This window comes from Pseudomonas sp. B2021, assembly GCF_018135665.1.
In the GTDB taxonomy this organism is placed as follows: domain Bacteria; phylum Pseudomonadota; class Gammaproteobacteria; order Pseudomonadales; family Pseudomonadaceae; genus Aquipseudomonas; species Aquipseudomonas lactis.
This window is the reverse complement of record NZ_SMOF01000001.1, coordinates 3,687,113-3,706,556: the sequence shown is the minus strand read 5'-3', so window position 1 is coordinate 3,706,556 and position 19,444 is coordinate 3,687,113. Positions and strand designations below refer to the sequence as shown.

General features: G+C 61.8%; 16 protein-coding genes. 8 read left to right on the top strand and 8 right to left on the bottom strand.

Annotated features, from left to right (window positions below):
• Positions 1-429 precede the first annotated feature (429 nt).
• From E1K68_RS16365 to E1K68_RS16345, 5 genes are all read left to right on the top strand, one after another.
• The gene (locus E1K68_RS16365) at positions 430-2,943 is read left to right on the top strand and encodes a TonB-dependent receptor (protein ID WP_003191900.1); all 2,514 of its coding nucleotides are present in this window, start codon (positions 430-432) and stop codon (positions 2,941-2,943) included.
• 171 nt (positions 2,944-3,114) lie between these two features.
• Positions 3,115-4,980 carry a phytase gene (locus E1K68_RS16360; protein ID WP_212614408.1) on the top strand — a complete coding sequence of 622 codons (1,866 nt, stop codon included), beginning with the start codon at positions 3,115-3,117 and terminating at the stop codon, positions 4,978-4,980.
• 47 nt (positions 4,981-5,027) lie between these two features.
• Positions 5,028-5,720, top strand: a complete 693-nt coding sequence (gene tolQ / locus E1K68_RS16355) for a protein TolQ (protein ID WP_212614407.1) — start codon at positions 5,028-5,030, stop codon at positions 5,718-5,720.
• A gap of 15 nt (positions 5,721-5,735) precedes the next feature.
• A complete protein-coding gene (tolR, locus tag E1K68_RS16350; protein ID WP_003191894.1) occupies positions 5,736-6,182 on the top strand; it encodes a protein TolR in 447 nt (148 codons plus the stop codon).
• A complete protein-coding gene (locus E1K68_RS16345; RefSeq protein WP_003191893.1) occupies positions 6,179-6,931 on the top strand; it encodes an energy transducer TonB in 753 nt (250 codons plus the stop codon). The genes tolR and E1K68_RS16345 overlap by 4 nt, the downstream gene beginning before the upstream one ends.
• 65 nt (positions 6,932-6,996) lie before the next feature.
• Here the strand turns inward: E1K68_RS16345 and E1K68_RS16340 are convergent, their stop codons facing one another.
• From E1K68_RS16340 to E1K68_RS16315, 6 genes are all read right to left on the bottom strand, one after another.
• The gene (locus E1K68_RS16340) at positions 6,997-7,944 is read right to left on the bottom strand and encodes a D-isomer specific 2-hydroxyacid dehydrogenase family protein (protein WP_212614406.1); all 948 of its coding nucleotides are present in this window, start codon (positions 7,942-7,944) and stop codon (positions 6,997-6,999) included.
• Positions 7,941-9,203 carry an acyl-CoA dehydrogenase family protein gene (locus tag E1K68_RS16335; protein WP_244858820.1) on the bottom strand — a complete coding sequence of 421 codons (1,263 nt, stop codon included), beginning with the start codon at positions 9,201-9,203 and terminating at the stop codon, positions 7,941-7,943. Before E1K68_RS16335 ends, E1K68_RS16340 begins: the two co-directional genes overlap by 4 nt.
• Positions 9,200-10,540, bottom strand: a complete 1,341-nt coding sequence (locus E1K68_RS16330; protein WP_003191888.1) for an LLM class flavin-dependent oxidoreductase — start codon at positions 10,538-10,540, stop codon at positions 9,200-9,202. Before E1K68_RS16330 ends, E1K68_RS16335 begins: the two co-directional genes overlap by 4 nt.
• 10 nt (positions 10,541-10,550) lie before the next feature.
• Positions 10,551-11,525, bottom strand: coding sequence for an ABC transporter substrate-binding protein (locus E1K68_RS16325; protein WP_034135862.1), 975 nt, complete (start codon positions 11,523-11,525; stop codon positions 10,551-10,553).
• An 82-nt stretch (positions 11,526-11,607) separates the two neighbouring features.
• Positions 11,608-13,191 carry a rhodanese-related sulfurtransferase gene (locus E1K68_RS16320; RefSeq protein WP_212614405.1) on the bottom strand — a complete coding sequence of 528 codons (1,584 nt, stop codon included), beginning with the start codon at positions 13,189-13,191 and terminating at the stop codon, positions 11,608-11,610.
• Positions 13,188-13,799: a cysteine dioxygenase gene (locus E1K68_RS16315; RefSeq protein WP_212614404.1), complete on the bottom strand. Its 612-nt coding sequence runs from the start codon at positions 13,797-13,799 to the stop codon at positions 13,188-13,190. Before E1K68_RS16315 ends, E1K68_RS16320 begins: the two co-directional genes overlap by 4 nt.
• Positions 13,800-14,012: 213 nt before the next feature.
• Between E1K68_RS16315 and E1K68_RS16310 the strand changes: the two genes are divergently transcribed.
• Positions 14,013-14,918 (top strand): LysR family transcriptional regulator, encoded by a 906-nt coding sequence (locus tag E1K68_RS16310; RefSeq protein ID WP_094775555.1) that lies wholly within the window; start codon positions 14,013-14,015, stop codon positions 14,916-14,918.
• Positions 14,919-15,352: 434 nt separating this feature from the next.
• Here E1K68_RS16310 and E1K68_RS16305 read toward each other — a convergent pair whose 3' ends face one another.
• On the bottom strand, positions 15,353-16,129 hold the full coding sequence (locus E1K68_RS16305) for a DeoR/GlpR family DNA-binding transcription regulator (protein WP_003191879.1): 777 nt from the start codon (positions 16,127-16,129) through the stop codon (positions 15,353-15,355).
• 120 nt (positions 16,130-16,249) lie between these two features.
• On the opposite strand from E1K68_RS16305, the gene E1K68_RS16300 reads away from it, so the two are divergent.
• Positions 16,250-17,410 carry an alpha-hydroxy acid oxidase gene (locus E1K68_RS16300; protein WP_003191878.1) on the top strand — a complete coding sequence of 387 codons (1,161 nt, stop codon included), beginning with the start codon at positions 16,250-16,252 and terminating at the stop codon, positions 17,408-17,410.
• 192 nt (positions 17,411-17,602) lie between these two features.
• On the opposite strand, the gene E1K68_RS16295 is transcribed toward E1K68_RS16300, so the two are convergent.
• Positions 17,603-18,529, bottom strand: a complete 927-nt coding sequence (locus E1K68_RS16295) for an alpha/beta hydrolase (RefSeq protein ID WP_032903886.1) — start codon at positions 18,527-18,529, stop codon at positions 17,603-17,605.
• A gap of 165 nt (positions 18,530-18,694) precedes the next feature.
• Between E1K68_RS16295 and E1K68_RS16290 the strand changes: the two genes are divergently transcribed.
• Entirely contained in the window at positions 18,695-19,282 is a 588-nt protein-coding gene (locus E1K68_RS16290; RefSeq protein ID WP_034135859.1) for an NUDIX domain-containing protein, read from the top strand.
• The last annotated feature ends 162 nt before the right edge of the window (positions 19,283-19,444 follow it).

The window sequence follows — 19,444 nt, the reverse complement described above, 5'->3', positions numbered from 1 at the left end:
TTTTGGAAGGACCCAAAAGTAACCAAAAGGTCCTCGCCCCACCACTCGGCACCTCGCTTAGGCTCGGTGTGCCCGTAATCCGCCAGTGATTTGGGCGGCTAAACCGGCATCCCTGCCGGTTTACCCCCCAAATCCCTGTCGAATTCCGGCCAGCGTGGTTTAACGGGGCGCCTGAGATCAAAAGCAGATCAAGATCAAGAGCGGCTCGCTTCGCATCGTAGTTACCGTCGACCGCCTTCGCAGGCAAGCCAGCTCCCACCTCTGACCGAGGTCATTTCAGCTCATTTGAGCCCTCCACAAGCTTGTAAACCCCGCTTTGACAGGCTCTGCCCGCAACCCTGTCACAGAACCGTCACGCCCCATCCCTAGCTTGCCCTCCCAGTTGCCGGGCCTCTTGCCTGGCGCCAACGGATTCTTGGGGAGGGTTTCATGTACAAGCGCACCGGGCTCGTCAGCTTTACGCTTACCGCCTTGGCCCTGGCGATAGCCTGCGAGCGGGTCAATGCCGCCGAAGCGGCCACCACCGAGCATGTCGATGTGGTCGGCCAAGCCGCTGCAATCGACAGCGCCCTCAAGGAGCAGCGCTCTTCCGATAGCATCAAGAGCGTGGTGCATGCTGACGGCGTCGCGCAGTTGCCGGATGAGAACGTTGCCGAGGCGGTGCAGCGCTTGCCGGGCATCAGTGTTGAACGTGACCAGGGCGAAGGTCGCTTTGTGAGCGTGCGCGGCCTGGGTCCGGACCTCAACAGTGTGACCATCAACGGCACCCTGGTGCCCTCGCCTGAGAGCGAGCGCCGTGCCGTGGCCCTTGATGTTCTGCCTTCGGAATTGGTGCAGTCGTTGTCGGTGATCAAGACGCTCACACCGGACATGGACGCCAACTCCCTGGGCGGCACTGTTGATGTGAAGAGCCTGTCGGCGTTCGATCACAAGGGCCTGTTCTACACCGGCAGCACTGAGGCCAGCTACGACAAGAACACACACCAGACCAGCCCGAAATTCTCCGGCGCCGCCAGTAACCGGTTCAGCCTCGGCGACGGTATCGACAACTTTGGCGTGGCCGCGGCGCTCAGTTGGCAGAAGCGTGATTTTGGCTCGGACAACGTCGAAACTGGCGGCGCCTGGGACTTTACCAACGGTGCCCGGCTCAACGAATTCGAGCAGCGCGACTACGACATCAGCCGTGAACGCGCCGGTGGTGGCCTTAACTTCGATTACACGCCCGATGACTTGAGCAGCTACTACCTGCGCACGCTCTACAGTCGCTACAAGGACACCGAAACCCGTAACGCTGCCAGCCTAGAGTTCGCTGACCCGCAAGCGCCCGGCGAATTGGGCGAAGTCGAGGGCAAGCGTAAGCTCAAGAACCGTGAGGAAACCCAGCAAATCCAGTCCTACGTATTGGGCGGTGAACGCATGCTCGGCCTGTGGACCCTGAGCGGCCAGGCCGGGTACAGCCGTTCCAGCGAAGACAGCCCGGGGCATATTGCCGGTGCGACCTTCGACGGCGGTGACTTTGCCGACAGCGGCTTTTACGACAAGACCAAGCCGCGCCCGATCATCGGCAGTGGTTTCTACGACCCCGCCAATTTCAGCCTCGATAAAGTCGACTGGGAAAAACAGCACACCCAGGACACCGAGAAGAACCTGCGCCTGGATCTGGCCCGCGACTACGACCTTAGCGGTTACGCATCCCAGTTCAAGTTCGGCGGCAAGGTCAGCCGGCGCCACAAGGACAATGACCTGGAGGCCTGGGTCTACAAGGACCTGGATGAACAGGGCTTGAGCGATGAACAACTCAACCTTACGCAGTTCCAGAAGGGCAACGTCGACTACCGTCTCGGCCGCTTTGGCCCGGGCATCAGCGCGGGCAATATTCGCCAACTGATCGGCGGCCTCAATCGCGATGACTTCTATGACCCCACCGAATCCACGGTCAACGACTTCACCATTCGCGAAGACATCAACGCCGGCTACCTGATGAACACCGTTGTTATCGACGACTGGCGCTTCATTGCCGGCATGCGTTACGAAGGTACCGAATTCGAAGCCAAGGGCACCGGCGCCACGGACGGCCAGTTCAGCGCCACCGAGACCAAGCGCCGTTATCACCACTGGCTACCGGGCCTGCATGCGCGCTACCAGATTGACAAGAACACCCAGGTACGCGCCGCCTGGACCAAATCGGTGGTGCGTCCGACCTTTGGCCAATTGGCCCCTGGTTTTGTGATCGACGATGACGAAGCCACCTTCGGCAACCCGGACCTCAAGCCGCTCGAATCAAGCAACCTGGACCTGGGCATCGAACATTTCATGGGCCGCGCCGGTACCGTGTCGGCATTCGTGTTCTACAAAGACATCCAGAACTTCGTCTACAACACCGACGTGGCCGGTACCGGTGCCTGGGCCAACTTCGCCGAGGCGCACACCTTTGCCAACGGCGACAGCGCCAAACTCTATGGCCTGGAACTGGCCTACTCACAGAAGTTCGACTGGCTGCCTGCGCCATGGAACGGCCTGATGATCGGTGCCAACAGCACCTTCAGCCGTTCCAGCGCGGACATCGAGGGCTTCGACAGCGCCAGCGGGCGCACTCGCAAGCGCAACATCAGCCTGCCCAACCAGTCAGACACGGTCGGTAACCTGATGCTGGGATGGGAAGACGACACACTCAGCTTGCGCCTCTCGGCCAATTACAAATCGGCCTATTTGTACGAGCTGGCGTCGATCAATGACAAGGCCCATGACCTGCACGTCGACGCGCAAACCTTTGTTGATTTCAGCGCGCGCTACTCCCTGACCAAAAACCTGCAGGTCAGCTTCGAGGCACAGAACCTCACCGACGAGTCGTATTTCGTCTACACCGGCCACCGTAGCTACAACGGCCAGTACGAAGAGTACGGCCCCACCTACAAGCTGGGCCTGACCTTCACCCATTTCTAACCGTTGCCCCCTGTAGGAGCGAGCTTGCTCGCGAAAAACCTCAGCGATAACGCGGGTCGCCTGAATGAGCGCGGCGCCTGTGCGTTTTTCGCGAGCAAGCGCGCTCCTACAGGGCATCAGGGCAAGCCGTCCCAAACGGGATCTCCATTGTTTTCGAAGGATTGTCTGTTCATGAGAATTTCCAAGCTGTGCCTGCTGGTTGCGTTGGTAATCAGCGGCAATGCGTTCGCCACCGAGCTACCGCTGACCCCTTGGGCACCCAGCCTGAATGCCCAAGCCGTGGCCTTCCTGCCCGGCGGCACCCAGCGCGTGGCCGCCAGTGCCCGCGACGGCCTGTTGTTGCTCGACGATAAAGGCGCCGAACTGGCCCGGTTCAAGGGCCGTTTCAGCAGCCTCGACACCCGCGCTGCCGGCACTCAATCGCTGATCGCCAGCCTCGACAACGACCGCCAGCAGGCCTTGCTGATCGGTCTGGATGGCGTCGGCAAAACCTGGGGTGCGCCGCTGTACCTGCCGACCCGCGACTTTGCGGTAAATAGCCTGTGCCTCTATCGCGATTCGGCGGCCAACCTGTTTGTGTTTCTGGTCGGTGAAGAGGGCAAGGGCGAGCAGTGGCTGGTGGGCAATGGCTCGACCCTGCTGGCCCAGGCGCAGCGTGTTCGCAGCCTGTCACTGCCGCCATCGGCGCAGTACTGCCAAGTGGATGATGCGGCCGAGCGATTGGTGGTGAACGAGCAAAACGTCGGCTGGTGGGCCTACCCGGCGCACCCGGAAGCCGAGGTGAAACGCACGCCCGTGGCGCTGTTCGACGACCCCGCGCGCGAAGCAGGCGCCATGGCGCTGGTGCCGGGCGGGGTGCTCGTGCTGGACCCGAAAACCGCGCAATTGCAGCTGTTCCAGCAAGTCGGGGAACGTTGGGTTGGGCAATCCAGCCTCGCCTTGCCGGGCCTCAAAGAACCGGAGCAACTGGTGATCCAGGGCCGGCAGGTGCTGGTGCGGGATGACGACAGCGGCCAGCTCTATCAGGGCCGTCTCGACTGGCAAGCCACGCCGGTGCCGGTTGCGCCGATACTTGCGCAAGTCGCCGCACTGCGCCAGACCGAACCCGTGGGTCGCCAAGGCGACGCGGCGGATGACCCGGCCATCTGGATTCACCCGGACACGCCGGCCAAAAGTCGTGTGCTGGGGACCAACAAGAAACAGGGCCTGCTGGCCTACGATCTCGACGGCAAGTTGCTGCAGGAACTGGCAGTGGGGCGGCTGAACAATGTAGACCTACGCCCAGGCTTCAAACTGGGTACGCACACCGTCGACCTGGCCGTGGCGAGTAACCGCGACCGCAACAGCCTGAGCCTGTTCAGCATCGACCGTCAGAGCGGCGAGTTGCGTGAAGCCGGTGAGGTCCCCACGCCACTCAAGGACATCTACGGTATCTGCCTTTACCAGCCCGCCAGCGGCGAGCTTTACGCGTTTGCCAATGACAAGGATGGCACCTTCCTGCAATACCGCCTGAGTGCACCGACTGGCCGTGTGCAGGGCGAGTTGGTGCGCCAGTTCAAGGTCGATAGCCAACCCGAGGGCTGTGTGGCCGATGACCAGCGCCAACGCTTGTTCATCGGTGAGGAAGATGTCGGCGTGTGGGCGATGGATGCCCGTGCCGAGCAACCGGCCACGCTCACTTCGGTGATCAAAGTCGGCGCGCAACTGCACGCGGACGTCGAAGGCTTGGCGTTGTATCAAAGCCCCGCGCGGGATTACCTGGTGGTCTCCAGCCAAGGCAATGACAGCTACCTGGTGCTGGACGCCGAGCCGCCATTCGCTGTGCGCGGCGCCTTGCGCGTTGGCCTCAATGCGGCCGCCGGCATTGATGGCGCCTCGGAAACCGATGGCCTGGAGGTCACTGCTGTCAACCTCGGCGGGCCCTGGAGCCAGGGCATGCTGGTGGTGCAGGACGGCCGCAAGCGCATGCCCGAGCAAGCCCAGAACTTCAAGTTCGTGCCCTGGGCCGAGGTGAGCCGCGCGTTGAAATTACCTTGAGCTGTCATCACGCAGTCATCCGTTTTTAATCGAATAGGAGCTTCACCATGCGCGCGACGATGGAACATATGACGATCTGGAGCTTGATCAGCGACGCCAGCCTGTTGGTCAAGGCCGTAATGATCACTTTGCTGTTGGCATCCTTGCTCAGCTGGTACCTGATCATTCAGCGCAGCCGTGTGCTGCGTGGGTTGGATCGGCAGCTTAACGGCTTCCTGTCGCGCTTTCGCGTGGCGTCGGACCTGCAGCCCTTGTATCGCGAAACCGTGCAGGCAGGCGAGGGCGGTGTGGCGCCGATCTTTATTGCCGGCATGCAGGAATACCAGCATCTGCGCCACCACGATCCGGCCGTGCTCGAGGGTGTGGAGCGCGCCTTGCAGGTAGCGATCACCGAGCAGGAACTGGAGCTGGAAAAGGGCTTACAGTTTCTGGCGACGGTGGGGTCGGTCAGCCCCTATATCGGTCTGTTCGGGACCGTGTGGGGCATCATGAACTCGTTTCTTGGCTTGTCCCAGGTGCAGCAGGCCACGCTATCGACCGTGGCACCGGGCATTGCCGAAGCCTTGATTGCCACGGCTATTGGCCTGTTTGCGGCGATTCCGGCAGTGATCGCCTATAACCGTTTCGCGGCACGCAGCCAGACCTTGCTCACGCGCTACTACGCTTTTGGCAATGAGCTGCAAGTGCACCTGCACCGCACGCTGCGCGGTACCTCGATCAACCTGGCCGTGGCCGCCTGAACAAGGAGCAAAGCGATGTTGATCAGGCCGCAACGCAAGCACGGGCCCAAGGCCGAGATGAATGTGGTGCCCTACATCGACGTGATGCTGGTGCTGCTGGTGATCTTTATGGTCACCGCGCCCATGCTCACCCAGGGTGTGAAGATCGAACTGCCCAAGGTCGCCGCCGAGGCGCTGGCCAGCGATACGCGCCAGCAGATCCTGACGTTATCGGTGAAGGCCGACGGTGGCTACTACTGGAACCTGGGTGACGAACTGGACACCCGCCAGCAGACCGACAGTGCGATGACCCTGGAAGAAATGAGCGCCAAGGTCATGCAGGTGGTGGCGGCGCGCAGCGATACCCAGGTGTATATCCGTGCTGACGACAATGCCGGTTACGGCCGTGTGGTGGCGGCCATGGCGGTACTGCAGAAGGGCGGTGTCAGCAACCTTGGGCTCGTCACCGAGGCCCCACAATGACAGCGATGAGCATGCGTAGTCCGGCACTGGCCTTGGCGCCCAACGGCGATGGTTTCTGGCGCAAAAGCCTGGCAGCGAGTCTGGCCGTGGCGCTGCATGGTGCGGTGGCAGTGGCGTTGATGCTGGGCTGGTCAACGGAGCGACCAGGGGTGGATGCGCCACGGGTGATGCACACGCAGTTGGTGGTTTTACCTGCGCCGGCACCGGCACCGACACCTGAGTCCGTCGCTGCCGCGCTGCCAGAACCTGTTGTTATCCCGGTACCGACCAAACCGACAGTTGATCCGCAGGTCCAGGCGCAAAAGCTCGAGAAAGCCGCCCTGGCACGCAAGCGGGTTGAAGAAAAGAAACTCGAGCAACAACAGCGCATGGCAACCGAGCAGCGCAATCGTGAGTTGGAACAGCAGCGCCTGAGCCAGGCGCGTGCCGCTTCGGAAAAAGCCAGAGCCCCCGTGCCTGCGCCTACCCCAGCATTCGACAGCCGCCAGTACCAGCCCTTGAGCAAGGCCGCCCCGGACTACCCCGAACGCGCCCTGGACAAGAACATCGAAGGCGACTGTTCAGTGGAGTACACCGTCAACACCCAGGGGCACGTGGAAAACCCCAAGGTGCTGGACGGCTGCCACCCGTTGTTCATTCGGCCCTCATTAGCAGCGGCCAATACTTTTCGCTACCAGCCGAGAATCGTCGATGGCAAGGCTGTTGCCGTACCGGCGGTGCGCAATACCTTCCACTACCGCATCAAATGAATTTCTCCTGGCGGTGGTTCAGTTAAAGATGCAGTGACTGACACACCGCGTTCGCGAGCAAGCCCTCAAGCATTCGCGAGGTTACTTAACTCAAGGCCCGCCACATACCGTTCCAGATTTGCCAGGAACGTATCCGCAATTTCTTCCTTGCTGTTGGTCGAAATAGCTGAAGTATGCGGCGACAGCCGTACCCTCGGATGGCTGTACAGCGGGTGCCCGTCGGGCAATGGCTCTGGCTCGGTGACGTCGAGGGACGCCAGGCCGATCTGGCCGTTATCCAGCGCGTGCAACAGCGCTTGCTGATCGAGCAGGCCTCCGCGGGCAATGTTGATCAGGTGCAGCCCCGGCTTGGCGCTGGCCAGTACATCACGGTCGATGATATGCCGCGTCGCTTCGGTCAGGGGTGCCGCCACCACCAGGTGATCGGCGCGGGCAAACAGGTCGTGGATGTCATTGGCCGCTTCCACGCCATCGAGGCCGAACGGCGTTGTGCTTTGACGCAGTGCCACGACCTTGAGCCCCAGTGCCAGGGCCTTTTGCGCCAGGCTTGCGCCAATCGCGCCAAAGCCCAAAAGGCCCAGCGTGGTGCCCTTGAGCGGGCGCAGCGCGGTGAACTGCCATTGGGCATCCTTTACCCAGATATCCGGCAAATGCTTGGACGCGGCAAAGATCGCCGCCAGAGCGAACTCCGCCAGGTTATCGGCAGCACTGCCTCGTGAGGTGGTCACCGGCGGGCCGTTGAACAGCCACCGCGGGTAGAAGTCGATACCCGACGATACCAGGTGCACCCACTGTGCGCCGTAGGGCCAGCCCGGTGGCGGGTTATCGGGGGCGGTGTAGCCACGCACATTGATCGGGCGCAGCAGCAGGATATTGGCGTGGGGCGGCAAGTCACTGGGCACACCGACCGGCACGCCGATTACCTGGGCTTGGGGGTGCAGTGGCGCAAGACGCTCACGGATCACCTGGTTGAAGTCCTCGTCCAGTTGGCTGGCAATAATCACCTGGCTCATGTGCGTTCCTTCTGGCGCTGGTTGAACACCGCTTTGCCGACGCCCTGCAGCACGGCGTCATTTTGCGGAGTGTGGACGCGGCTGCACAGCACATCGCGGTAATGCCGTTGCAGTGGGCTATGGCGTGACAGGCCAGGGTTGCCCGAGGCTTCGATGGCCAGCTCGACCGCACGGATTGCATTGCCGGTGACCAGGTACTTCACCTGTGCGGCATTGGCCGTTGGCGTGTGGCCTGCGGCGGCAGTGTCGAGCAGGCTGCGGTTGGCAAACAGCAGCGTGTCGATATGGCCGACGGTCTCCTGAAAACGCGGCAGGGTGAACAATGCCGCGCCGAGATTTGACGGCTTGCGTTCCTCCAGCCAGTCCACCAGCCAGTCCCGTGCCGCCTGAGCCACGGCGTCGTACACCGACGACAGCAACACCGACATCCACAGGAAGCCTTCGCCATCCAGCTCCGCTTGCGGGGCGCTCCAGGGGCTGACGCTGACCGCATGGTCCAGGGGCACCAGAACGTTGTCGAGTACCACCTCATGGCTGCAGGTGGCGCGCATGCCCAAGTGATCCCAGGTGTCGATGATGCTGACACCGGGGCTGGCCTTGGGCACCAGCCAGGCGCCTACCAGCGGGTCGGCGTCGTCGCTGCGCGCCCACACGCTGAACCAGCTCAGGCCATGGCTGCCGGTGGAGTAGAGCTTGCGTCCACTGATACGCCAGCCCTCGGCGGTGCGCACCGCGGTGGTGGCCGGCAAACCACCACGGGCCGGGGTGCCCAGGTCGGGTTCGACCCGCAGGGCGTTGATCAGTGCACCGTTTTGCACCGCGTCTTGCGCGACTTGCATGCGCAGGTGTGCGGGCCAGGTCTGGCTGTCTTGCAGGCGGCTGTGTTGCAGGTATTGCATCACCAGGATCAGGGCCGTGGACGGTTCGCCCTTGGCGATGGCGCTGATGACCTTGCGCGCCTGGGCCAGGCTGGCGCCACCGCCGCCAAGTTTCTTCGGCACGGTCAGGGCGATGAGTTGGTGTTGGTGCAGGAGCTTGAAATTAGCGTGGGGGAAGGCGCCGCTTTCGTCATAGAGGGGCGCGGTACTGGCCAGCTCGGCGCTGAGGCGTTCAAGCAGTGTATCGAATTGGGCGAGTTCCTGTGGGAGCTGGCTTGCCTGCGATCGCGGTTTATCAGGCGGTAGTGTAGTTGGCTGGCACACCGCTATCGCAGGCAAGCCAGCTCCCACATAGGTCGAGCGACTGCGCGATTGGCTCATACCAGCGCCTCCACCGGCTCTTCAATCACGCTGTAGCGGTTCGCCGGCACCTCCAGGCCGAGGTTGTCGCGCAGGGTATGGCCGCTGTACTCGGTACGGAACAACCCTCGCTGTTGAAGCACCGGCACCACCAGCTCGGTGAAATACTGCAAGCCATCCGGCAGCACCGAATTGATGATGAAACCATCGCTGGCGCCGCTCTCGAACCAGGTCTGGATCGCATCCGCGACCTGTTCCGGGGTGCCGACAAAGTCGCGCTGGGGCCGTGAGAAACGCAGGGCCACTTCGCGCAGGGTCAAGCCTTCGTCCCGGGCCAGTTGCTTGATACGTTCGGAGCCGCCTTTCTGGCTGTTGGCGCCCAGGTCGCCCAGTTCGGGGAAGGGCGCATCCAGCGGGTACTGGCTGAAATCATGGTCGTTGAACGGCCGGCCAAGGGCGACGATGGCGTCTTCTACCGTGACCAGCGCCACGGCTTGCTGGTAGCGGCTTTCCACTTCGGCCGCATCACGCCCGACAATCGGGCGAATACCCGGCAAAATCGACAGGCTGTCCGGGTCGCGGCCAAAGCGCTTGGCGCGCCTTTTCAAGTCGGCACTGTAGGCCTTGCCCTCGTCGACAGTGTCCACATGCACGAAAATCGCATCGGCGTTTTCAGCGGCAAAGTTACGCCCATCCTCCGAAGTGCCCGCCTGGAAAATCGCCGGTTGGCCCTGGCGCGAGCGCGCGATGTTCAGCGGGCCTTTGACCGAGAAGAATTCGCCCTTGTGGTTAAGCGCATGCAACTTGCCCGGGGTGAAGAATTCGCCGCTGTGCTTGTTATAGGCAAAGGCGTCGTCCTCCCAGGAATCCCACAGGCCCTTGACCACATTCAAATGCTCCTTGGCGATGCGATAACGCACGGCGTGGGGCGGGTGCTCGGCCTTGCCGAAGTTATCGGCGGTGCCACTCAGCCACGAGGTGACCACGTTCCAGCCGGCGCGGCCGCCGCTGATATGGTCCAGCGAAGCGAACTGGCGTGCCACCTGGTAAGGCTCGGTGTAGCTGACGGTCACGGTGGCGACCAGGCCGATGTGAGTGGTCAGCGCGGCCAGGGCCGAGAGGATCGTCAGCGGCTCGAAGCGGTTGAGGTAATGGGGGCTGGACTTGGGGTGGATATGCAGGCTGTCGGCGATGAACACGAAGTCGAACCGGGCTGCTTCGGCCAGTGCGGTCTGCTGCTTGTAGAAGCCGAAATTGGTGCTGGCGTCGGGTTGTGCCTGCGGGTGGCGCCATTCGCCCCAACCGTGGCCGACGCCGTGCACCATGGCACCGAGTTTCAATTGACGTGGCTTGCTCATGTTCTGCTCCTTAGCGCGAGGCTTGTTCGAGGGGGATACGCTTGGCGTTGAAGCTGGAATCGAAGCCCTGGGAGACGTCGATGTGTTTGCTCAAAAGGCCTTCTTTTACATAGGTGTCGGCGGTGGCTTGCAGGCCGTGGATCACCGTATCGTCAATCGTGACGGGGGACAGATGGGTGTCCTTGGCCACTTCGATATGTACGGCCAGTGGCAGGCCAGTGATCTTGGCCTGGGCAGCGGCGTATTGCTCGGGATGGGTATTGGCCCAGGCATAGGCGCGATCAATGCGGGCGACAAAGTCGTCCAGTTGCACACGTTTGTCGGCAATGGCCTGGCCGGTGGCCGCGAAGTACAGGTGATTGCTCAGCAGGTGCTTGCCGCTGACCAACACCCGAGCATTGCTTTGTGAGGTGACCACGGTGGTGTAAGGGTCCCATGTCGCCCAGGCATCGGCGGTGCCGTTGTCGAGTACCAGCCGGGATTCGGCGGGCAGCAGGAAGATGAACTGCACATCCTGGGTGGTCAGCCCGGCATTGTTCAGGGCCTTGATCGCCAGGTAATGCCCGATGGAGCCGCGCCCGGTGACGATCTTCTTGCCCTTGAGGTCGGCCGCGGTCTTGATCGGTGAATCCTTGGGCACCAGCAGCGCGGTGGTGTTACGGCCTTCGGCATGGATGATGCTGATCACCTTGATCGAGGCACCGGCGCCGAGGGCGAACACATAAGGGGCATCGCCCAGGGCGCCGACATCCACAGCACCGGCATTCAGCGCTTCGCCCAGGGGCGAGGCCGAGGGGAATTCCGACCATTTGATCTCGTAGGGCACGTTCTGGCTTTCGCCCGAGGCTTCCAGCAGCGCCTTGATCGTGGATTTCTGGTTGGCCACGCGCAGCGGTTGCAGGTCGCCAGCCTGGACGGTAGAAAGCAGGCCGAGGGCGAGGGCAGCGCCCAGCAACAGGCGTTTGAATGCAATGGCGTACAGCATGGGAAAAACTCCAGGCGTTAGGTAAAGGAAAGTACCTCCGCCTGGAGAAGGGGTCGGTTGGGCGAAACGGTGCAGCGCTGAATCAGATCACGTAGAAGCCATGGGTGCCGTCGCGGGCCAGTTGTTCCACGAGGCCGAACTCCCAATCCAGGTAAGCCTGCATGGCTTCCCGAGGGTTGTCGGTGCCTTCGTAAGGGCGGCGGTAGCGGTCGATACGTGGGGACGCCAAGTGGCTTTCACCTGACTCAAGGGGCAGCTGCGCCTGGATCCAGCCGGCTGTGCCGTCCTGCAGCAAAAAGACTGGCTTGCCGGTAAGCGCCTCGACTTCCGGCACCGCCAGGCGCGCCAGTTGGCTGCTGCCGCAGGTCAACACATAGCGCTGGGCGCTCGGTACCTTGCCCAGGGCCTCTGGCAGTTGCGCGCGCAGCACCCACCAGGCGCCGGGGATATGACGTTTCACGTAGTTGGCGCTGGCGGTGAAGTCCAGCACCAGGGTGTCGCCATGGCCGAGCCAGTCGGCAAGGGTGTGGGGGCTGATCAGTTCGGCCTGGGGCGGCGGCGGTACTGGCGCGACCCATGCGCCGCGCTCGCTGAAGTGCTCTGCTTGCAGGTCATCCAATACGTACACCTGCCAGCCCAACTGGGCCAGCCACGACGCAGACATATTGGCGCGCACGCCGTCGTCGTCCACCAGTACCAGGCGCGCACCGCGCACACTGGCCACGTGGTCGGTTTCCTGCACCAGTTGCCCGCCCGGGGTGGCGCGGGCGCCCGGCAGGTGGCCGGCTTCGAATTCTTCCACGGTGCGCACATCGAACAGGTAAGTGGTGCGTGTCGCGTCCTGTTGCCAGCGCTGCAGATCATTGAGGGTTGCACGTTTTACCGAGGCTTTGTCGGCAACACCACGGGCCTCTTGGGCGGCCAGCTGGCGATGGTTTTCCGAGGTCGGTGCAAACTGGCGCGCCTGCCCATGGGCGAGGGTCTGCCCGGCCAAGCTCCAGCCGATGGTGCCGTTGCGCAGGGCCGCCACCGGGTTGGGGATGCCGGCGTTGATCAACGACTGAGTGCCGATAATGCTGCGGGTGCGCCCGGCGCAATTGACGATAATGCGCGTGGCCGGATCGGGCGCCAGCTCACGGGCGCGTAACACCAACTCAGCCCCCGGCACGCTGATGCCCGTGGGGATGCTCATGGTCTGGTATTCATCGAAACGCCGCGCATCTAGCACCACCACATCGGCCTGGCTGTCGAGCAAGGCCTGGACCTCTTCGGCGGCCAGGGACGGCGTGTGACGCTGGTTCTCCACCAGTTCGCCAAACGCCTTGCTCGGTACATTGACGTCGATAAACAGCTCGCCACCGGCCCGGCGCCAACCGTCCAGCCCACCCTCCAGCAGGCTGACCTGGGTGTAGCCCAGTGCAACCAGGCGTTCGGCGGCGCGGTGGGCCAGCCCTTCGCCGTTGTCGTACAGGGTGACCTGGGTATCGCGGCGTGGAATGCGCGCGTACACCTCCAGTTCCAGCTTGGACAAGGGAATATTCGCGGCGAACAGCGGATGGGCCTCGGCAAAGGGGGCTTCCTCACGCACGTCGATCAGCGCGACTTCTTCGCGTGCCAACAGGGCCTGGCGAATCTGCGCAAAGCTGCGGGTCGATACAGTGGTCATAGGGCAGGGCTCTTTTCTTTGGACAGGTCCCAGATGTTCGGGAGGTAGGCATTGGAATAACCGGAGATAAACAGTTTCTCGCTGCCGTCGGGCTGGTACACCGCCCGGCGCACCGCGCCGATATTGGCGCCGTATACGTGGATGCTGATGGACACTTGGTCAGCGTGTGCATTGCTGACCTGGTGGATATCACCGACCTTGGGCGACACCGTTTCGACCTGGCCGGGCAGCAATTGCACGGGGTCGCCTTGCGCTACCAGGCTGCCGCCCGGCGCCCGGGCAAACCCCTGGGAAAACTCCGCGCCGCGCAACATGCCGATCAACCCCCACACCCTGTGGTCATGAATCGGCGTGCGTTGCCCCGGCCCCCACACAAAGCTGACCACGCTGAAGCGCTGGCGCGAATCGGCATGCAGCAAAAATTGCTGATAGCGCTCGGGGTCGGATTGGGCGAATTCGTCGGGCAGCCAATCATCGTGGCTGACCAGTTGCGCCAGCAGCTTGCCGCCACGGTGCAGCAGGTCGCCTTCACGCGGGTTGCCGTCGATCAATTCCGCCAGGGCGCCTATGAAGGCTCTGAGTCTCTCGGGGTGTCGGGCCTGGGTCATGACCATTCCATCGGGCTGTTGGTGTGCTTTTATATAAGCATAATGTTTATTTTTAATATGCTATTTTTTAATGATTAGCTTATAGCCGAAGGTAATTTAGAACCGGTTTGAATAGCGTTAGACGTTATTGATCACTGGGTGGGCTATCCAGACCTGTGTGCGGCCACTATGCTTCACGCACATCTTAATGACTGATCTGTATGTGCGGCCCAAATGAAAATTGACGATATCGATGCCTTTGTCGAAGTGATTCGTTGCCAGTCCATCAGCCATGCCGCCGCGTCGTTGCAGCTGACCCAGCCAGCCATCACCCGCCGCGTGCAGAACTTCGAGCAGGCACTGGGGGTGGAGCTGTTCGACCGCAACACCAAGCCGCTCAAGCCGACGCTGATCGGTACCCGCGTTTATGAGCAATGTCGGTTGATCCTGCGTGAGATGGATGCCCTGCGCGAACTGGTGGCCACCGATGCTCCGCCCACCGGCGTGCTACGCCTGGGTGTACCGCAGACCATCGGCGATGTGGTGCTGCTGGACGCGCTCAAGCACCTGCGCAGCGAATACGCCGACTTGCGCGCCCAGGTTGCCACCGGCTGGGGCAGCCAATTGGTCGGCAAGATCGAACGCGGCGAACTGGATGCGGCGGTGGCGTTGTTCCCTGCGGGCAAGATCTTCCCGGACAACCTAGTGGGTGAGTCCATCGGCAAGATGGAGTTGGTGGTGGTGTGTGCCAAGGCGCAACTGCCGAAGAAGCCGTGCAAGCTGGCTGACGTGTACCAGAGCGGTTGGATTCTTAATCCGGACGGCTGCGGGTTCCGTGCGGGGTTGCAGCGCACCTTGTCTGACCAGGGCCTGGCGCTGCGGGTGAACCTGGAAACCTTTGGCACTGAACTGCAACTGGGCTTGGTGGCCGATGGCCTCGGCCTTGGCCTGGTGCCACGTCCGTTGCTGGAACGCAGTGCTCATCGCGAGCAGCTGGCGGCGATGCCTCTCAAGGACTTCAAGCCGGTGATGGATTTGTGGCTGATCTATCCGCATTTTCTCGGCAACCTGCAAGGGCCGGTGGATGCGTTTGGTCAATGGGTGGCGGAGGCTTTGCACAAGATTCGCAGTGCTGCCTGACGCCCTGTAATTCAACTGTGGGAGCTGGCTTGCCTGCGATGACGGCCTGCCAGCCGACACTTACCTACCTGACACCCCGCAACCCAACTTTGGGAGCGTGCTTGCTCGCGAAGGCGGCCTGGCAGTCAACACAGTTGGATTGGGTACATATCCATTGCTGCGGTAACGGCTACTTAGGGTTCCGCCCTGACGGCGGCTCACTTTGCAAAAGCGGCAAAGTAAGCAAAACGCTCTTGCCCCACCACTCGGCACCTCGCTCAGGCTCGGTGTGCCCGTAATCCGCCAGTGATTTGGGGGGGGGCCCAAATCCCTGTCTAATTCCGGCCAGCGTGGTTTGACGGGGCGCCTAAGATCAAGAGCGGCTCGCTTCGCATCGTGGTTAGCGTCTCCAGATGGCCGGCTGGCCCTTTTTGTAGGAGCGAGCAAGCTCGCTCCTACACCCTCTGCACCTGCAGCCCCAGCTGTTCATACGCCTGCACATCCGGCGCGTCCCACTCGGTAATCAGCGTATGAATACGGCTGCACGGCGCAACCACAAAGGGTTCCACTGCGCCGAGTTTGTCTGAGGTGGTCACGGCGATGACGTGGGACGCGCTGTCGAGCAAGGCTTGCTTGACGGCCACTTCACCAAAATGCAGCGAGGTGATGCCCACTTGTGGGTGTAATGCGCACACTCCGGTGAACAACAGGTCGGCCTTGACGCTCTGGATCAGGCGCACCGCTTCATGGCCGCCGGTGGAGAGGGTGGCTGGGTTGAGTTGGCCGCCGGCCAGGATGATCTTCACATGCGGATGGTCGGCCAGGGCGATGGCGATCATCGGGGATGGCGTGATCACGGTCAGGTGCAGTGCATGGGGCAAGCACTGAGCGATCTGCAAGGTGGTAGAGCCGGAATCGAACAGCACGATCTGGCCGTCTTCAGCCCGGCCTGCCGCTACGCGTGCGAGGTGGCGCTTGACCTCGTTGGTCTCGCCGACACGGGTAAAGAAATCCTTGCCGGTATCCTTGGGCCGGGGCAGGGCGCCGCCGTGTACGCGTTGCAGCAGGCCGGCGGCGGCGAGTTCGCCGAGGTCGCGGCGGATGGTGTCCTGAGACACGGCGAAATGTTCGACCAACTCGGAGGCGGTGACCTTGCCGTCGCGTTCCAGCAACAACAAAATCTTCTGCTTGCGCAGGGAAGGCAGGTCGATGGCTTGATGAGTGTTGTGCATGTTTGTGCGCTTTATTGCGGGTTTGTGCGAGATTAATCCCCGCTTCATCTAAACGCAACGGCTGGTTGCCCACGCTCCTGCCGGTTACTCTCTGTGTTCAGTTCAGGGAGAGGTGACCCGATGCCGTTGATCACAACCATCGAAGACTTACGCAAGCTGGCGCAAAAGCGTGTGCCCCGCATGTTCTACGACTACGCCGATTCCGGCTCCTGGACTGAGAGCACCTACCGCGCCAACGAAACGGATTTTGCACGTATCAAGTTCCGCCAACGGGTGGCGCGCAATATCGACGAGCGTTCGATCCGCGCCAGTATGATCGGCCAAAACATGGCCATGCCCGTGGCGCTGGCGCCGACTGGTCTGGCGGGCATGCAGCATGCCGATGGTGAAATCCTCACTGCCCGTGCCGCTGCCGCGTTCGGGCTGCGCTACACCTTGTCGACCATGAGTATCTGTTCGCTGGAAGACATCGCCGAGCATGTCGGCCAGCCGTTCTGGTTCCAGCTGTATGTGATGCGCGACCGCAGTTTTATCGAGCAGTTGATCGAGCGCGCCAAGGCTGCCGGGGTGGATGCATTGGTGCTGACCCTGGATTTGCAGATTCTGGGGCAGCGTCACAAGGACTTGATCAACGGCCTGTCCGCACCCCCCAAGCTGACCCTGCCGAATATCCTCAACATGATGACCAAGCCGCGTTGGGTGATGGGCATGCTGGGTACTCAACGGCGCGGCTTTGGCAATATCGTCGGGCATGTGAAGGGCGTGGCCGACATGAGTTCGCTGTCGTCGTGGACTGCCCAGCAATTTGACCCGCGCCTGAGTTGGGACGATGTGGCGTGGATCAAAAAGTGTTGGGGCGGCAAGCTGATCATCAAGGGCATTCTTGATGTGGAGGATGCACGCTTGGCGGCCGATTGCGGTGCCGATGCGTTGGTGGTGAGCAACCACGGTGGCCGCCAGCTTGATGGCGCGCCGTCGAGCATCAGCCAATTGCCGGCGATTGTCGAGGCCGTGGGCAACCGCATTGAAGTGTGGCTCGACGGGGGTATTCGTTCCGGCCAGGACGTGCTCAAGGCCATGGCGCTGGGCGCCAAGGGCACCATGATTGGCCGCCCGCATTTGTATGGGTTGGGGGCGATGGGCGAGGCGGGGGTGACCAAGGCGCTTGATATCATCGCCCGCGAACTGGACGTGTCGATGGCGCTCTGCGGCTATAAGGATATACGCGAGGTGAATCGCGAAATCCTGTTGCCCGGCACCTTTCCTGGAAGCACGGCTTGAGCAGAAAAAACGTAAAAATATAAAAAGAGTTGTCCACGAAAACCGTGGGTATCTCTGTGGATAACTTTGCGAAGGCCCGGCAGCGTTGGCGATTTCCGCGAAGATCATTATTTGATCAACTTGCATTTCGGGCCAACATGGCCAGGGTTTGCGCTTGACAGCCAAGCGCGAACCCAGTGCCGAAAAGCGTATTTATGAGGCGTTATCGCGGCCTGTGGAGTGTGTCACCACCTGGGCGGGCATCTTCGTGCGCATCAGGTTTTCCAGCGCCTGCCCATAGCTGCGTCCGGCGAGGTTCATGCTGTTGTTATGGCTGGCACCGGGCACCAGCAACAGGTGTTTGGGTTGCTGGGCGGCTTCGAATAACTGCTGGCTGAAGCGCGGTGGTACGTAGCGGTCGTCGAGGCCGTGGACCACCAGCAGCGGCATGTGGATGTCGGCAATCTTGTCGATGGAATCGAACTTCTGCGACAGCAACCAGCGCACCGGCAATGAGGTGTTGGCAACGGCCGTGGCGACATCCGCCAGGGAGGTGAACGTGGACTCGATCACCAGCCCGCGCACCGGCAATGGCACCTGCTTGCCCAACTCGGCAGCGAGGTCGATGGCGACCGCGCCACCCAGGGAGTGCCCGTAGATCAGGCGCTTGCCGGGGTCTGGTTGCAGGGTCTGGAAACGCTCCCAGGCAATGCGAGCGTCCTCGTACACCGTGGCTTCCGAGGGCAAGTCGCCCTGGCTTTGGCCAAAGCCGCGATAGTCGATGGCCAGGACCGAAAAGCCCAGGGCATGCAATTGCTCGATGCGAAACAATTGGCCCGTGAGGTTCCAGCGTACCCCGTGCAGGTAGAGGATGGCGGGCGCGTCTTTGTTGGCTGCCGGGTACCACCAGCCATGAATGTTCTGCCCTGCTTTGAAACTGGCGGGCTTGAGTTCGAATTCCTGCACCGCCTTGGGCAGGCCGGTGTACCAGCCGGCGGTTCCCGGCTCGATGCGAAACACAAGTTCGCGCTCCTTGTGTTGCAACACGGCGCAACCGACCGGCAGGCCGACAATCAACACGGCCATGCACAGCCAGACAAACCAGCGCAGGCCCCGGCGGGGCATAGAAGCAGAAGACATGAAGGTTCCAGAACAAAGATGAAGCACGGGTTTTACCAGATGGCCTGGGCGGGTAGGCATTAATGCGACGGCCGTGACCGATGAAAGTGTTACAGCATTGAACAATCCTCGTGCGGGTTGATAGGGTGGATGGCTTGAACCTGCCCCACCTGCAAAGGCCCACACATGAATAACAGCCCCGTGCGCATCACCGCCGAAGAAACCCTCTCGGACAACTGGTACCTGCTGAAGAAATACAGCTTCGACCTGCGCCGTCGCGACGGCAGTTGGCAAGCCCAGACCCGCGAGGTGTATGACCGGGGCAACGGTGCCACCATCCTGTTGTACAACCGCGAACAACGCACGGTGTTGCTGATTCGCCAGTTCCGCATGCCCACGTTCGTCAACGATTACCCCGGCTACCTGATTGAAGCGGCAGCCGGTTTGCTCGACAACGCCAGCGCCGAAGAGCGCATCCGCCTGGAGGCCGAGGAAGAGACCGGCTATCGCGTGGGGCATGTGGAAAAAATCTATGCGGCGTTCATGAGCCCAGGATCGGTAACCGAGCGTATTCACTTTTTTATCGGCGAATATCAGCCAGGTGACCGAGTGGGGGCGGGTGGTGGCCTGGAAGAAGAGGGCGAGGATATCGAGGTGTTGGAGCTGGGCTTCGAGCAGGCGCTGGCGATGGTGCAGAGTGGGGAGATTGTGGATGGCAAGACGATTATGTTGTTGCAGCATCTGGAGGTGCGGATGTTGAAAGAGGGGTGGTGAGGCGCCTACACAACTTTGTGGGCTGTAGCAGCAGACGGTAACCACGATGCGAAGCGAGCCGCTCTTGATCTTGATCTGCTTGTGATCTTGATCTTAGGCGCCCCGTTAAACCACGCTGGCCGGAATTCGACAGGGATTTGGGGGGTAAACCGGCAGGGATGC